Source organism: Pseudomonas sp. Leaf127 (assembly GCF_001423155.1).
In the GTDB taxonomy this organism is placed as follows: Bacteria; Pseudomonadota; Gammaproteobacteria; order Pseudomonadales; family Pseudomonadaceae; genus Aquipseudomonas; species Aquipseudomonas ovata.
The window spans coordinates 80747-94855 of sequence record NZ_LMOA01000005.1 but is presented as its reverse complement, the minus strand read 5'-3'; the positions used below and the strand labels follow the sequence as shown (position 1 = coordinate 94855).

Here is a 14109-nt window from a genome sequence, read left to right as displayed (position 1 = left end):
GGCAAAGCGCCGCGTATGTGCTGTATGACGATGGGACTGGTAGAATCGCCGCCGGTTCACACGAGGTTTTTCCATGCAAGATCCCCATAGCGAACGCATGAGTGGCGTCGAGACCCGCGCCGCCGGTGGGCTGGCGCTGGTGTTTGCGTTCCGTATGCTTGGCATGTTCATGGTCCTGCCGGTCCTGTCGACCTACGGCATGGACCTGGCCGGCGCCACGCCTGCGCTGATCGGCCTGGCCATCGGCGCCTACGGCCTGACCCAGGCCATCCTGCAGATCCCGCTGGGCTTCATCTCCGACCGCATTGGCCGGCGCCCGGTGATCTACCTGGGCTTGCTGATCTTTGCCATCGGCAGCGTGGTGGCCGCCAACGCACATTCGATCGAGGGTGTGATCCTGGGCCGTGTGCTGCAAGGGGCGGGCGCCATTTCGGCGGCCGTGATGGCGCTGCTGTCGGACCTGACCCGCGAGCAGCACCGCACCAAGGCCATGGCCATGATCGGCATGACCATCGGTCTGTCGTTCGCCATCGCCATGGTCATCGGTCCGTTGCTCACCAGCGCCTTCGGCCTGTCGGGGCTGTTCCTGGCCACTGGCGGGATGGCCTTGCTGGGCATCCTGATCGTTGCCTTCGTCGTGCCCAAGGCCGGTGGCCCCTTGATGCACCGTGAGTCGGGCGTCGACAAGCAGGCCCTGGGGGCGACCCTGCGCCATCCGGACCTGCTGCGCCTGGACGTGGGCATCTTCGTGCTGCATGCCATGCTCATGTCCAGCTTCGTCGCTTTGCCGCTGGCGCTGGTCGAACGGGCCGGCCTGCCCAAGGAACAGCACTGGTGGGTGTACCTGACCGCGCTGCTGGTGTCGTTCTTCGCGATGATTCCGTTCATCATCTACGGCGAGAAGAAGCGCCGCATGAAGCGCGTGCTGCTGGGCGCGGTCGCGGTTCTGATGCTCTCTGAAATATACTTCTGGGCTTTTGGCGACACGCTGCGGACTCTGGTGATCGGCAGCGTGGTATTCTTCACCGCGTTCAACCTGCTCGAAGCCACGCTGCCTTCACTGATCAGCAAAGTGGCGCCAGCAGGCGGCAAGGGCACGGCCATGGGGGTGTATTCCACCAGCCAGTTCCTCGGCTCGGCGCTCGGTGGCATCCTGGGCGGCTGGCTGTACCAGCAAGGTGGCCTGGACGTGGTATTCCTCGGGTGTGCCGCCATGGCCGGCGTCTGGCTGATCGTCGCCATGACCATGCGCGAGCCGCCCTACGTGACCAGCCTGCGCCTGCCGCTGTCGGACCAGGCGCAACGCGAAACGGGCCTGGCACAACGCCTGATGTCCGTACCCGGCGTGACCGATGCAGTGGTCGTGACCGAAGAAGCAGCTATCTATATCAAACTTGATGCAAAACTATTGGATCGTGCGTCGCTCGAAAGGCTGGTCAACAATCCAGCCGCTCAAACGTGCGAAGCCTAGGAGAACGTTATGGCCCGTGGGGTTAACAAAGTCATATTGGTCGGTACATGCGGCCAGGATCCCGAAGTCCGTTACCTGCCTAACGGCAACGCCGTGACCAACCTGAGTCTGGCGACCAGCGAGCAGTGGACCGACAAGCAGAGCGGCCAGAAGGTCGAAAAGACCGAGTGGCACCGCGTGTCGATGTTCGGCAAGGTCGCCGAGATCGCTGGCGAATACCTGCGCAAGGGTTCGCAGGTCTACATCGAGGGCAAGCTGCAGACCCGCGAGTGGGAAAAAGACGGTATCAAGCGCTACACCACCGAGATCATCGTCGACATGCAGGGCACCATGCAGCTGCTGGGCGGCCGTCCACAGGGCGATGCCCAGCAAGGTCAGGGCGGCGGCGGTAACAACTACGCCCAGTCCGCACCGCGCCCACAGCAGTCGCGCCCGGCGCCGGCGCCTCAGCAGCAGCCACAGTCGTACGGCCAGCCACCGCAGCGCGAGTCGCGTCCTGCGCCTCAGCAGGCACCGCAGCCGGCTGCGGATTTCGACAGCTTCGATGACGATATTCCGTTCTAAGCGCCGCATTTCAGGGCTGTAACAACAAGAAGCGAAGCCATTGATCCGGCTTCGCTTTTTGCTGCCCGGACGTATGACATTGGCACGGGCGCAAGCGCGCTCAAGGGTCTTCAGTAAACAAAGAAACGCTGATGTAGAAGAACGTGATCGCGGGCCACCCGTCCCGTGTGTGCACCAGCGTTTCCTCGGACCCCATGCCGATCATGTACGGCCGGTGTGTTTTTTCATCGCGATAGAAATACGGGGTTGAATCCCAGCCGCAGCACATGAATCTGAGCGCAGGCAAGCCAAAGGCGTGGCGCATGTACTGTTCAGCCTCATGTGCATCCGAGCCTTTCACGCGGTAACGCGCCACGAAGGGTTTTCCCTGGATGTCGTTGTGCTGGGTGCATTCCAGCAACACGACAAATTCAGGCTTGTTGCTCAGTTGCGCGAGGAAATCCCCGCAGTGCGGTTGCGCCTTCGCGCCACCCGCCGAAATCAACAGCATCAGGAAGAAAAGGTCGTGGCACAGGCTTTTCACTGACATATTCATGGCCACGTTCGCGCAGGGTCTCTGAAGCCTTCACTTATCCAGATCACAGACGTCATTCACCTTGTCGCCAAGCGATTCGCGCAGCCAGGCGGTATGAAACGCCATGTCCTTGTCCTGGATATGCACCCAGAACCGCAGCCAGACCCGTTTGCCATCGGCATCGTCAAAGCACACCACGATATGAGAAATGGCGCTAAAGGCGGTCATCTTATAGGGGGCGACACCGAGGATGTTGCTGTAGGGCACACTGCCCGCCGTCGGCGCCCGGGCAGGTCGTTGCTGGGTGAAGGTGAAGCGCTGTTGCGGCGCATCGAAACAGAAGCCCAACCCTTCGGGCTCACCGTTCAGCCAGTACAGCATCCAGCCGGCCAGCATGACAGCCAGCGGTACCACCATGCAGGTCACAGCCGAATCGATCAGGTCGATATGCGCGGTCACCAGGCCTTGTCCGGGATAGAGCAAGTGAATGGAGATCACCACGGCCACGTACAGCGGAAAGGCCAGTAACAACGCCACGATGTACAGCATGGTGCCGAGCGAACTCAATCTGACCGTGTCGTCGCGGTCCTCCCAGATCGGCGGATGCCGCAGCGCTGAGGCTGTCGTGTCGGTCATGGCAGGTGGCTCGACCAGACTCGACGGAGGTGTGCTGTTCATGCGTCAGGCTCTTGAAAAGACCTGCCACTCATAGCGCCATTGTTTGAACCCGTCCATTGAAAGCGGCGCCGATGGCGCTTTTGTATTACGTGCTGTTGCCAAATGCACCCTGAATGCGAGCGGTTGTCGTGCCCTTGAGCGTGATCCTGTTCAAGGGCGGATCATGGCTACAAGCCACGCTCTGCAAGGTCCTGCACGGTTGTTACAGGTGTCGCCAGACTGCTGGAATGTAATCTTGATCGACGATATTCAAGCCATCGCAAGGCGTCTATGCCGCATGAAATCTTCCCGGGTCTGCGAACTTTGCGGGACGAATGGTAATCAGTTTCTGGTGGGCGAAGGCCCGTCCCTTGAATGTCGGTGCAGGAGGAGTGGCGTGGCGGCTCAGTTGAAGACCCTGATTCTGCTGTTAGTGTTGTCGTTTGCCGGCAGTCTGCCGTTGCAGGCGGCCGAGGTGCCGTCCCTGCCGATGGGCGCGGCGGCCGACCAGCCTGACGACAAGGCCGCCTCGGGACCTGCCGAGAAAGACGCGGCGCAGGAAAAAAGAGAAGCTGCACAGGAAAAGAAAGAGGCAGCGCAAGAAAAGAAAGAAGCCGCTCAGGCAAGGCAGGAGCAACAGGAAAAAAAGGCGGCAGCGGAAAAACCCGCCGAGGGGGAGCCGGCGCAACCGGAAATCCTGCTTCAGGGTGGCTTGCTCGGGGCCCTGAGCAGCAGCATCGAGGATGTGCAGCAGGCCCTGAACCTCGATGAAAACCTCTACGATACCTGGCGCGTCAGGGCCGACCGTGCCGCCAACGAACTGGGACGCCTGGTCAAGAAGCCGTCCGAGCGCAGCGCCTGGGAAATGGTCGGTGATTTCCTGCTGCTGTCGCTGGTGTGGATGGGCGCCTTTGCGATTCTGTTCGTGGTAGGACGCTTTCTGGCCCGTCGTCTCAATCGACGCGCATTCATGAGCACGCGCGTGCGCATCCAGGCGCTGTTGCGCTACATCCTGCCGTTTACGTTGCCGGCGGTCATCTGCCTGCCGCTGACCCTGTACATCAGCCAGATGCTGCCGTCCTCGGTCGGGCGGGCGCTGGCGCTGTGCTTTGCCTACGCCACCAGCAGCGGTATCTTTTCCACCTCCGTGCTGTTGTGCGTGATCGTGATGTTCAATGGCGGTCACAAGCGCACGGCGGTGCACATCATCCGCCAGTACAGCCCGCGACCGTTGTTCATCATCGGTTTTCTGGCCGCGCTGAGCGATGCCCTGACCAGTCCGCAGATTGCCCGGCAGTTCGGCAGTAACGTCACCACCAGCGTGGCGGTGTTCACCGGCCTGGTTGCCTCGGCCGTGTTCTGCCTGCTGGTAATCCGCATGCGCCGTCCGGTCGCGCACCTGATCCGCAACCGCTCGTTGACCAGCCGTATCCAGCAACCAGCCCTGCAGCAATCGCTCAAGGTCTTTTCCAGCCTGTGGCACTTGCCGATCCTGCTGATGATCCTGGTGTCGGCCATCAACCTGATTGGCGCGGGCGAAGACAGCCAGGAAACCCTGCGGTGTGCGTTGTTCACCACGCTGCTGCTGATTGCCACAGTGTTTCTCAGTACCGTCTTCCAGCATTTCTTCAGGGCGCCCGCCGACACGGGTGGGCGCAACACCCATGCCTACAAGGCCCGCCTGCTCAGCCTGCTGCATGCCTGCCTGCGCATCGGCCTGGCAATCACCTTCATTGAAATCCTTGGCCGGATCTGGGGGTTCTCGCTGTTCGAATTCGCCCAGCGCAACACACTGGGCCGGGCGATCAGCGACTCGCTGAGCAGCATCGGCCTGATCTTTCTGGTGACCTGGCTGCTCTGGGTGGTGCTCGACACCGCCATCCAGGAAGCGCTCAAGCCGCCGGTCAACCAGCGCTCGGGCCGCCAGCCCAGCACCCGCACCAAGACCATCCTGCCGCTGCTGCGCAACGCGATCAAAATCATCCTGGTGGTGATCTGCGCCATCACCACCATGGCCAACCTCGGCATCAACGTGGCGCCGCTGCTGGCCGGTGCCGGTGTCGTGGGCCTGGCGATCGGTTTCGGTTCCCAGCAACTGGTGCAGGACGTGATCACCGGCCTGTTCATCATCATCGAGGACACCTTTTCGATTGGCGATTGGGTGGTGCTCAGCACCGGCCACTCCGGCACCGTCGAAAGCCTGACGATCCGTACCGTGCGCCTGCGCGACGGCAAGGGTTTTGTACATTCGGTGCCGTTCGGGCAGATCAAGGCGGTGACCAACCAGTCAAGGCAGTTCGCCTATGCGTTCTTCTCGGTGCAGTTCACCTACGACACCGACATCGACGAAGCGCTGGCGCTGATCCGCGAAACCGGTCATTCGATCAGCGAAGACATTCTGCTCAAGCACAACCTGCAAGGCCCGCTGGAAGTGTTCGGCGTGGACCGCATGGACCTCAATGGCGTCGTGCTCACCGCGCAGTTCCGCACTTCGTCCGGTGGCCAGTACAGCGTCGGCCGGGCCTTCAACGAGCGCCTCAAGAAGCGGGTCGACCAGCATCCGAAGGTCAGCTTCGCGCAAACCTATCCACAGGTGGTCATGAGTCCTGGGGCGGCCCATGCCAGCCCGCCGACGCCTGCACTGGAAGGTCCGCCGGCGCCAGCCGCCACTTGACCTGCAGGCCTGTGCCCGGCTTGTCGGGCGCAGGCACCTTGCAACTGTTGGGCCTGGCCGGGCAACGTGATATGTTTGCAGACGTTTCTATTCCAATGACCTGATGAATTCGATACCGAGCCTGCTGACTTTATGCGAATGCGCCTTATGCTGTTGGGCGGCGGGAATGCCCTCGGGCAGGCGCTGATACGTCTGGGTGCCGAGGAAGACATTGGCTTCCTTGCACCGCGTCCGCCGCAAGAGGGCTGGGACGCTGCCAGCCTCACGCAACTGCTCGACGACACCCGCCCCGATGCCTTGATCAACCTGGCCTATTACTTCGACTGGTTCCAGGCCGGGACCGTGAGCGAAACACGCCTGAACGCCCAGGAACGCTCGGTCGAGCGCCTGGCCGAACTGTGCCAGCACCACAACATCATGCTGCTGCAGCCGTCCAGCTACCGGGTCTTTGACGGCTCGCGGGCCACGGCCTACAGCGAAAAGGACGAACCGGTGCCGCTGGGCCTGCGTGGCCAGGCGTTGTGGCGCATCGAACAGAGCGTGCGTGCGGCCTGCCCGCAGCATGTGCTGGTGCGCTTCGGCTGGCTGCTCGACGACAGCAGCGACGGGGTGCTGGGGCGTTTCCTCAAGCGCGCCGAAACGCCGCAGGAACTGTTGCTGGCCGATGACCGGCGCGGTAACCCGACACCGGTCGACGATGCCGCGCGGGTGCTGCTCTCGGTGCTCAAGCAACTGGACTGTGAAGCGCCACTGTGGGGTACTTATCACTATGCCGGTCACGAGGCCACCACGCCGCTGGCGCTGGGCCAGGCCGTACTGACCGAAGCGCGACTGCTGCACGCGCTGGCCATCGAGTCGCCGACCCCGCAGGCCCATGCCGCGCAAGCCGACGCCAACGAAGAGCCCCAGCACGCCGTGCTGGCCTGCAAGAAAATCCTTCACACCTTTGGCATCAAACCCCGTGCCTGGCGCGCCGGGTTGCCTGTTCTGCTCGACCGGTATTATCGACATGTCTGATGCGCCCATTCTCATCACAGGCGGTGCCGGCTTCATCGGCTCGCACCTGGCCGATGCGTTGCTGGACAAGGGGCATGCGGTGCGCATTGTCGACGACCTGTCCACCGGCAAGCGCAGTAACCTGGCGCTGGACAATCCGCGCCTGGAACTGATCGAAGGCAATGTGGCCGATGCCGCCTTGCTGGCGCGTGTCGCCCAGGGCTGTCAGGCCGTGGTGCACCTTGCCGCAGTCGCCTCGGTGCAGGCGTCGGTGGACGATCCGGTGTCCACTCACCAGAGCAACTTCGTCGGCACCCTGAATGTCTGCGAGGCCATGCGCCAGGCCGGCATCAAGCGCGTGCTGTTCGCGTCCAGTGCGGCGGTGTATGGCAACAACGGCGAAGGTGAACCGATCAGTGAAGACACGACCAAGGCACCGCTGACCCCGTATGCCGTCGACAAGCTGGCCAGTGAGCAGTACCTGGACTTTTATCGGCGCGAGCACGGCCTGGAGCCGGTGGTGTTCCGGTTCTTCAATATCTTCGGCCCGCGCCAGGACCCGTCCTCGCCGTATTCCGGCGTCATCAGCATCTTTGCGCAATACGCCAGCCAAGGCCTGCCGATCACGGTGTTTGGCGATGGCGAGCAGACCCGCGACTTTTTCTACATCGCCGATCTGGTCAAGCTGCTGCTCCAGGCCCTGGAGCAACCGGCCCCGCAACAAGGCGCGATCAATGTCGGCCTGAACCGCACCACTTCGCTCAACCAGTTGCTGGCCGCGCTTGAAGGCGTAGTCGGCAAGCTGCCGCCAGTGTCCTACCAGGCGCCACGCCAGGGCGATATTCGCCACTCCCGAGCCAATAACCAGCGCCTGCTGGAGCGCTTCGCAGTGGACACGCCGACACCTCTGGGCGAAGGCCTGGCCAGACTGCTGGGTCGCTGAGTGCAGGGATTGAATACTGCAATTTCTTTATGGGCGTAATCCGCAAGAAAGCAGTGTTGTGCTCTTTTTGAGAATCTTATGTAGGACTTTTCTTTAAAGCTGATAGCGGCTTGAAAGTGCATTTAAATACTCTGATATTTCCGCCCCTTATCAAAAGGGATACGCTCATGTCAGATAAATATATACGCGGCTATCATGGCGATGTGTTGCTTGCCGCATTGCCGTGTGAACATGAAGTTACATGTTTTACCGAGCATTACACGGCCTATCTGGAAACGGCCAGGGAAGATGAACAGTCCAGCAAGAACCTGGGCACCCTTCTGCAAATCATTGGCGTTCTGCTGGCGTTGGTAGGGCTTGTAGGTCTTGGCGGACCCTCGACGATTCAGGTCGGGCCAGGCGGTCTGACCTTCATTCAACTGATCCAGCTCTTCCCTGGCCCGCTCATGACCCTGGGTTTCTTCCTGATCACCATTGGCGCCTGGATCGGCCAGAAAGGTGCCGATCCTGCCCTGGGTGCCGAGGAGTACCTGCTAAAGGCCTGGCGCATCAAAATGTCCTGTGGCCATTATTGCGAGGAGCCTTTGGTGGTCACTGCAACAGCGCCCGATACGTTTGGTTTTGCGCTTGCCAGTGAGACGGCCGGTGACACCGCATCGGCTTGAGTGCGGGCTGAAACCAGATGCCCCGCACGACCCAAAAGCGTGTGCAGGGCATTTGCAACGGCCTGTCGGGTGCTTCTAAAAACGCGGCAATGACACGCAGGTAGTTTTTAGAAGTGCCCTGTATTGACTCAGAACTTGTAACCCACGCCTACCATGTACACCCACGGGTCGATATCCACATCGACCTTGGTCTTGCCGATGCTCAGCGCCGAAGGCCCGTCAACCGTGGCCTTGGTGTCGATGTCCACGTACCAGACCGAGGCGTTGAGCAAAAAGTTATCGGTCAGCAGGTAATCCACGCCGATCTGCCCGGCCAGGCCCACCGAGTCCTTGAGCTTGAGGTTGTTGAAGCCCTGGTCCTTGCGGTTGCCGGTCAGGTCGGTGTCGAAGAATTTCGTGTAGTTGATGCCCACGCCGACATACGGCTGCAAGGCCGAGGAGGGCGCCATCGGGTAATACTGCAACGACAGGGTCGGTGGCAATTGCTTGATGTCCGCCAGCTTGCCATCCAGGCCGGCACCCAGGCCGCTGACCGAAACAGTGTGGCTGAACGGCGTGGCGGCCAGCAGCTCAAGGCCCACATGGTCGGTCAGCATGTAGGCGAAGGTCAGGCCCAACTGGTTTTCACCGTCAAGCGAGGCCTTGGTGCCCGAAACCTTGCTGCCATCCAGGCTCAGTTCGCTGCTGTCTTCATGCGGATCAACGTGAGCGACGCCGGCGCGGACGATGAAATCACCCGGTTGGTAGGCCTGTGCAGCGGCAGGGACAGCGAGGGCGAGTGCGCACAGCGAGGCGCGCAGCAAGGAGGTGTTCATTGAGGCTCCAGAGCGTTTAAAAAGTCTGGTGTCATGGTAAGCACGCGTCTGGGACGCGGCTTTGACGCAGCTCAATGAAATCGTAATGAAGCCTGCAACCGGTCAGGAATCCGACAACTCATAAACAAAGATCTTGTCGGCGACCATCTGGTAACCGGCTTCGGCCAGCTCGCTGGTCGAGTGCCTGGCCTGCATCGGCCCCTCGATCCAGTACGGCTGGTACAGCTCTTCGACCTTGACCCCCAACTCGCTGGTGACATGCACGATCTGGTTGGCCGGCGGTGGCGGAACATGGATGCAGGCGCCGAAGTATGGCACCAGCAGGAATTCGGTCACCCGGCCTTCCTCGCTGACCTCCAGCGGCACGATGTATCCCGGCAGGCGCACCTGCTTGCCGTCCAGCGCCTTGACCACCGGCGCATCGGGCGCCACCTGGCTGGCGGCGGGCGCGGCCTCCATGGCCAGGGCATCGGACAGCTTGGACATGTCATGCAGCGGCTGGGTCACCGGCGCCACCACCGGTGCATCCGGCGGAATCATTTCGGCCCAGGTCAGCACGCGCGGCTCGGCGGCCCAGGACGACAAGGGCAGGCACAGCAGCAGGGCAGGCAGCAGGGAAAGCAGGCGCCGCATGGTCAACGTCCTCATAAGCGAATCGACAGCCCATCGGCCAGGGACTGCCGATAGGCACGCCAGGCAGGGATCACCCCCATCACCAGCGCAGCGCCAAGAATGCCAGCAAGCAGCGTCCATTCATATTGGCTCGGCCAGGAAAGCGGCAGGTACAGGCCGTATTCCGACTGTACGTAGCCTTGCGCCAGCGCGATGCCCAGGTACAGCAGCGCCACCCCGGCCAGTACGCCGATCAGGGCCAGGGCGAAAGCTTCCAGGATCAACAGGCTGGCGACATGCCAGGGGCGGGCCCCCACCGAACGTAGAATGGCCATTTCCCGGCGTCGTTCATTCAGGCTGGTGAGGATCGCAGTCAACATACCGATCAGGCCGGTCAGCACCACGAACAGCGAGATCACGAACAACGCTTTCTCGGCAGTACCCATCAGGCTCCACAGCTCCTGCAGTGCCACCCCCGGCAGAATCGCCAGCAGCGGCTCGCCCCGGTACTCGTTGATCTCGCGCTGCAGGGCAAAGGTCGAGATCTTGCTGTTCAGGCCCAGCATGACGGCAGTGATGGCCGTGGGTGTCAGGTCCATGTTGCGGGCCTGATCGGCAGAGACGCGCTCGTTGCCACGGGCGGGTGCCCCGTTGTGCCAGTCGATGTGGATCGCCTCCATGCCGCCGAGGCTGATGTGCAGCGTGCGGTCCACCGGGGTGCCGGTGCGCTTGAAGATACCCACCACCGTGAACGGCTTGTCGTCATGCTTGACCAGGCTGATCGCCGCCACGCCATGGGCCAGCACCAGCTTGTCACCGAGCTTGTAATGCAGTGCCTCGGCCACTTCGGCACCGAGCACGACCTCGAACGGGTCGCTCTGGAACGGTCGGCCCTGGGCCAGTTCCAGCGGCTGCTGGCGCCCATAACGGTAGTGCTCGAAGTAGCTCTCGTTGGTGCCCATCACCCGGTAGCCACGATGCGAATCCCCCAGTGAAATGGGAATGGCCCACTTCACCTGGCGATGCTGGGCGAAGTGCTCGAAGCTCTCCCAGCGAATATTGTTGGTGGCATTGCCGATGCGAAACACCGAATACAGCAGCAGATTGACCGAGCCTGAGCGTGCGCCGACGATCAGGTCGGTGCCGCTGACCGTGCTGGCGAAACTGGTGCGCGCCTCGGTGCGCACCCGCTCCACCGCCAACAGCAGGCACACCGACAAGGCGATGGCAAAGGCGGTCAGGAACGCGGTGAAGCGGCGGTTGGCCAGGCTGGCAAGCGCCAGACGAAACAGATACATCTCAATTCTCCACGACGACGGTGGCGCGATTGAGCTCGGCCAGCGACAGGTTGCGGTCGAACAACGGCGCCAGGCTCTGGTCATGGCTGACGAACAGCAGGCTCGCCCCGGCGTCGCGGCATTCGCTGAACAGCAAGTGCAGGAACGCTTCGCGTGCATCAGCGTCCAGTGCCGAGGTCGGCTCGTCGGCAATCACCAGTTCCGGCTGGCCGATCAGGGCCCGGGCGGCCGCGACCCGCTGCTGCTGGCCGATGGACAGCGAATCGGCGCGACGCGCCAGCAGGGCCGGATCTTTCAGACCCAGGTGATCAAGCAGGGCGACGGCGGCGTTGTCCACCGAGCCATGGCGATCCCGGGCACGCGCGGCACGGACCCTGGAAAAATGACACGGCAGCTCGACGTTCTCACGCACCGACAGGAAGGGCAGCAGGTTGAACTGCTGGAAGATATAGCCGGTGTGATCGACGCGGAAGCGATCCCGGGCGCTGGCCGACAAGCCTTTCAATTCCTGGCCCAGCAGGCGGATGCTGCCGCTGCCAGCGGTCTGCACGCCGCCCAGCAGGCCCAACAGGGTGGTCTTGCCACTGCCGCTGGGGCCTTTGAGAAACAGTGTTTCACCCGCCTCCAGGCGAAAGGCCGGAATCTCCAGCAGGGGTGGCTGGCCCGGCCAGTTGAAGCTCAGGTCCGACAGCTCGATCAATGCTTGGCTCATGGCCCGACTCGTACTCGGATGAAGATAAAACGAAACGACCGGGCAGGCCCGGTCGCAGGACCCATCAACCGCGTCAGAACTTGACGCTCGGGTTGGCGGCAATTACTTCGGCGCCGGACTGGCCGCCCGGCGAAATCAGCTGCACTTGCAGTTTCTTGGTGGCCGGGAAGGTCTTGAACACCTGGCTCAGGTCGAGCTTTTTCAGAATGGCCGGCGCATCGCAGGTAAAAATGTATTTGCCGTGGATCTCGCTGTGTTCGTGCTCGTGTGCAGGCTCGCCGGCCTTGGCGGGTTCGTCATGGTCATGATCATCGTCCTTGTCGCCGAACAGCGGGCTTTCCAGCTTGACCGACTGTGCCGAGCATTGAGCCGCCTCGGCAATGCTGAACAGGGCATTGGGCTTGAGCAACAGCTCACGGGCCTTGGCCACGGCGGCCTTGTCTGCGTCGCTGGCCGGGGCGTGCTCGAAGCCGACGATGTTCATGGCCGGGCTGTCGAATTGCAATTCCAGGGTCTTGCCTTCCAGCACCACGTCCAGGCGCCCGATGCCGTGCTCATGCGCACCCAGGCTGCCGTGCTCGTGATCATGGTCGTGATCGTGCTCAGGCGCGGCCTGAGCAAAGGTCAGGGGCAGCAGGGCAAACGGCAGGGCGAGCAACAGACGGCGCATAAGGGACTCCGGGTGGGGCGACTTGGATGTAATGTGATCTTATAACAATAGTTTGGCGAGGTGCCGGCTTTTTTCTGAACGCTTGCCAAACGCCAGCCATCAGCACGCCTGGGAAAGATGTGGGAGCATAGGCGTCTGATTGTCAAAGGGGCAGGGTATGGTACGGATTCGTGGAAGCATTGGTCAGTGGCCGGTTGATCTGACCCTTGAGCTGGATGACAGCGACTGGGCGCAATTGGGTGCGCATCTGGGGGGCGGACTCAAGGCGAGCACGCCCGCTACGCCCGCAGCACCTGAAGCGCCGCGCAGCCCGGCGACCCAGGATGATCGACTCTGGCAGGACGCGCAGCAACGGCTGCAACACGCTGGTGCTCTGAACGGCCCCGACCTGCTGGCGCAACTGGAAGCCTTGACCGGCAGCGCTGCCGCTGGCAAGCGTCTGTTGGTGCGCCTGCGTCACAGCACCAATGTCAAAGTCGAAAGCGGCGCAGATGCGCCGCTGTACCGCTGGGTCGGTGATTGTCCGTAATCAGTACAACGCGGCAAACAGCTTGCGCCGGTAAGTGGTGACCAGCGGGTGGTCGTTGCCCAGCAGCTCAAACACCTGCAACAGCGTCTTGTGCGGCAGGCCTTCGCTGTAGCTGCGGTTACGCATGAACAGCTTGAGCAGGCCTTCCAGTGCCGCTTCGTACTGTTGGCGGGACAGTTGCTGGATCGCCAGCTGATAGGCGGCTTCATCATCCTGCGGGTTCTGCGCCAGGCGGCTCTTGAGCTCGGCGCTTTCGGGCAGTTGCCTGGCTTGGGCCAGAAAGGTCAACTGAGCCTTGGCGCCGGCCAGTTCGGCCTTGTGAGCGTCTTCGCTCTTGACGGCGTCGAGCACGGTACGCGCTTCGTCCAGTTCGCCGCGTTCAGCCAGGCAACGTGCATACAGGATCAAAGCCAGCGCATGGGTGTTGTCTTCAGCCAGCAGCGCCTTGAGCTGCGCCTCGGCCTCGGCGAAGCGGCTTTCGGCAAACAGGGCCTGGGCCTGCTTGAACGGGTCGGCGCTGACCGGCGCCGGCAGGGCCACATGCGGCTCCAGCAACTTGCGGATTTCCGACTCCGGCTGCGCGCCGGCAAAACCGTCCACCGGCTGGCCATCCTTGAACAGCACCACGGTCGGCAAGCTGCGGATGCCGAAGCGGCCGACAATATCCTGCTCGGTGTCGCAGTTGACCTTGGCCAGAATCAGATTGCCCTGGTAGCTCTCGGCGATCTGCGCCAGCAACGGCATCAGCACCTTGCACGGCGCACACCACTCGGCCCAGAAATCGACCAGCACCGGTTGTTCGAAAGACTTCTCGATCACCTGCTGATCGAAGGTGGCGACGGTGACGTCGTAGATGTAGGAAGTGTCCTGGTTCATTGCGCGCCTCGCGAAATCGTAATGCCGCCAACTATAAAGGTCACAAGGCCTTGCCGGAAGCAGCACGCCGCCCTGGCGGGCAAAGCCGGCCGGGCGGCGATCTGTGTTCCCGG

Annotated in this window: 15 protein-coding genes; 7 read left to right on the top strand and 8 right to left on the bottom strand. The window is 62.2% G+C overall.

The window, feature by feature from the left end; translation table 11 throughout:
* Window positions 1-73: 73 nt before the first annotated feature.
* Both ASF84_RS05925 and ASF84_RS05920 read left to right on the top strand, forming a co-directional pair.
* Window positions 74-1471, top strand: coding sequence for an MFS transporter (locus ASF84_RS05925; RefSeq protein WP_056836239.1), 1398 nt, complete (start codon window positions 74-76; stop codon window positions 1469-1471).
* Window positions 1472-1480: 9 nt separating this feature from the next.
* Complete coding sequence (locus ASF84_RS05920; RefSeq protein ID WP_056836237.1) at window positions 1481-2035, top strand: single-stranded DNA-binding protein; 555 nt, start codon at window positions 1481-1483, stop codon at window positions 2033-2035.
* 100 nt (window positions 2036-2135) lie between these two features.
* On the opposite strand, the gene ASF84_RS05915 is transcribed toward ASF84_RS05920, so the two are convergent.
* Both ASF84_RS05915 and ASF84_RS05910 read right to left on the bottom strand, forming a co-directional pair.
* A complete protein-coding gene (locus ASF84_RS05915) occupies window positions 2136-2570 on the bottom strand; it encodes a DUF4952 domain-containing protein (RefSeq protein ID WP_082481373.1) in 435 nt (144 codons plus the stop codon).
* Between the two features lie 30 nt (window positions 2571-2600).
* Complete coding sequence (locus tag ASF84_RS05910; protein ID WP_056836234.1) at window positions 2601-3227, bottom strand: hypothetical protein; 627 nt, start codon at window positions 3225-3227, stop codon at window positions 2601-2603.
* 376 nt (window positions 3228-3603) lie between these two features.
* On the opposite strand from ASF84_RS05910, the gene ASF84_RS05905 reads away from it, so the two are divergent.
* The 4 genes from ASF84_RS05905 (at window position 3604) to ASF84_RS05890 (ending at window position 8484) form a co-directional block, all read left to right on the top strand.
* Complete coding sequence (locus tag ASF84_RS05905; RefSeq protein ID WP_056836232.1) at window positions 3604-5880, top strand: mechanosensitive ion channel family protein; 2277 nt, start codon at window positions 3604-3606, stop codon at window positions 5878-5880.
* 132 nt (window positions 5881-6012) lie between these two features.
* Entirely contained in the window at window positions 6013-6897 is an 885-nt protein-coding gene (locus tag ASF84_RS05900) for a sugar nucleotide-binding protein (protein WP_056836230.1), read from the top strand.
* The gene (locus ASF84_RS05895; RefSeq protein ID WP_056836228.1) at window positions 6890-7819 is read left to right on the top strand and encodes an NAD-dependent epimerase/dehydratase family protein; all 930 of its coding nucleotides are present in this window, start codon (window positions 6890-6892) and stop codon (window positions 7817-7819) included. The genes ASF84_RS05900 and ASF84_RS05895 overlap by 8 nt, the downstream gene beginning before the upstream one ends.
* Window positions 7820-7986: 167 nt before the next feature.
* Complete coding sequence (locus ASF84_RS05890; RefSeq protein ID WP_056836226.1) at window positions 7987-8484, top strand: hypothetical protein; 498 nt, start codon at window positions 7987-7989, stop codon at window positions 8482-8484.
* Window positions 8485-8612: 128 nt separating this feature from the next.
* Here the strand turns inward: ASF84_RS05890 and ASF84_RS05885 are convergent, their stop codons facing one another.
* The 5 genes from ASF84_RS05885 to ASF84_RS05865 all read right to left on the bottom strand — a co-directional run bounded on the left by ASF84_RS05885 (window position 8613) and on the right by ASF84_RS05865 (window position 12591).
* Window positions 8613-9299, bottom strand: coding sequence for an OmpW/AlkL family protein (locus ASF84_RS05885; protein WP_056836224.1), 687 nt, complete (start codon window positions 9297-9299; stop codon window positions 8613-8615).
* A gap of 102 nt (window positions 9300-9401) precedes the next feature.
* Window positions 9402-9932, bottom strand: coding sequence for a DUF3299 domain-containing protein (locus ASF84_RS05880; RefSeq protein WP_109514267.1), 531 nt, complete (start codon window positions 9930-9932; stop codon window positions 9402-9404).
* Window positions 9933-9943: 11 nt separating this feature from the next.
* Entirely contained in the window at window positions 9944-11209 is a 1266-nt protein-coding gene (locus ASF84_RS05875; protein WP_056836220.1) for an ABC transporter permease, read from the bottom strand.
* A 1-nt stretch (window position 11210) separates the two neighbouring features.
* Window positions 11211-11921, bottom strand: coding sequence for an ABC transporter ATP-binding protein (locus ASF84_RS05870; protein WP_056836218.1), 711 nt, complete (start codon window positions 11919-11921; stop codon window positions 11211-11213).
* Between the two features lie 73 nt (window positions 11922-11994).
* The gene (locus ASF84_RS05865) at window positions 11995-12591 is read right to left on the bottom strand and encodes a DUF2796 domain-containing protein (protein ID WP_056836216.1); all 597 of its coding nucleotides are present in this window, start codon (window positions 12589-12591) and stop codon (window positions 11995-11997) included.
* 157 nt (window positions 12592-12748) lie between these two features.
* On the opposite strand from ASF84_RS05865, the gene ASF84_RS05860 reads away from it, so the two are divergent.
* Window positions 12749-13120, top strand: a complete 372-nt coding sequence (locus tag ASF84_RS05860) for a hypothetical protein (protein ID WP_056836214.1) — start codon at window positions 12749-12751, stop codon at window positions 13118-13120.
* Here the strand turns inward: ASF84_RS05860 and trxA are convergent, their stop codons facing one another.
* Window positions 13121-13996, bottom strand: coding sequence for a thioredoxin (trxA, locus tag ASF84_RS05855; protein ID WP_056836212.1), 876 nt, complete (start codon window positions 13994-13996; stop codon window positions 13121-13123).
* Window positions 13997-14109: the final 113 nt, after the last annotated feature.

What these genes read in the sequence shown, in the direction of transcription:
- ASF84_RS05865 (WP_056836216.1), bottom strand. Translation starts at nt 12,591, where the DNA reads ATGCGCCGTCTGTTGCTCGCCCTGCCGTTTGCCCTGCTGCCCCTGACC.
- trxA (WP_056836212.1), bottom strand. Translation starts at nt 13,996, where the DNA reads ATGAACCAGGACACTTCCTACATCTACGACGTCACCGTCGCCACCTTC.
- ASF84_RS05880 (WP_109514267.1), bottom strand. Translation starts at nt 9,932, where the DNA reads ATGCGGCGCCTGCTTTCCCTGCTGCCTGCCCTGCTGCTGTGCCTGCCC.
- ASF84_RS05875 (WP_056836220.1), bottom strand. Translation starts at nt 11,209, where the DNA reads ATGTATCTGTTTCGTCTGGCGCTTGCCAGCCTGGCCAACCGCCGCTTC.
- ASF84_RS05915 (WP_082481373.1), bottom strand. Translation starts at nt 2,570, where the DNA reads ATGAATATGTCAGTGAAAAGCCTGTGCCACGACCTTTTCTTCCTGATG.
- ASF84_RS05885 (WP_056836224.1), bottom strand. Translation starts at nt 9,299, where the DNA reads ATGAACACCTCCTTGCTGCGCGCCTCGCTGTGCGCACTCGCCCTCGCT.
- ASF84_RS05925 (WP_056836239.1), top strand. Translation starts at nt 74, where the DNA reads ATGCAAGATCCCCATAGCGAACGCATGAGTGGCGTCGAGACCCGCGCC.
- ASF84_RS05895 (WP_056836228.1), top strand. Translation starts at nt 6,890, where the DNA reads ATGTCTGATGCGCCCATTCTCATCACAGGCGGTGCCGGCTTCATCGGC.
- ASF84_RS05920 (WP_056836237.1), top strand. Translation starts at nt 1,481, where the DNA reads ATGGCCCGTGGGGTTAACAAAGTCATATTGGTCGGTACATGCGGCCAG.
- ASF84_RS05860 (WP_056836214.1), top strand. Translation starts at nt 12,749, where the DNA reads ATGGTACGGATTCGTGGAAGCATTGGTCAGTGGCCGGTTGATCTGACC.
- ASF84_RS05870 (WP_056836218.1), bottom strand. Translation starts at nt 11,921, where the DNA reads ATGAGCCAAGCATTGATCGAGCTGTCGGACCTGAGCTTCAACTGGCCG.
- ASF84_RS05910 (WP_056836234.1), bottom strand. Translation starts at nt 3,227, where the DNA reads ATGAACAGCACACCTCCGTCGAGTCTGGTCGAGCCACCTGCCATGACC.
- ASF84_RS05890 (WP_056836226.1), top strand. Translation starts at nt 7,987, where the DNA reads ATGTCAGATAAATATATACGCGGCTATCATGGCGATGTGTTGCTTGCC.
- ASF84_RS05900 (WP_056836230.1), top strand. Translation starts at nt 6,013, where the DNA reads ATGCGAATGCGCCTTATGCTGTTGGGCGGCGGGAATGCCCTCGGGCAG.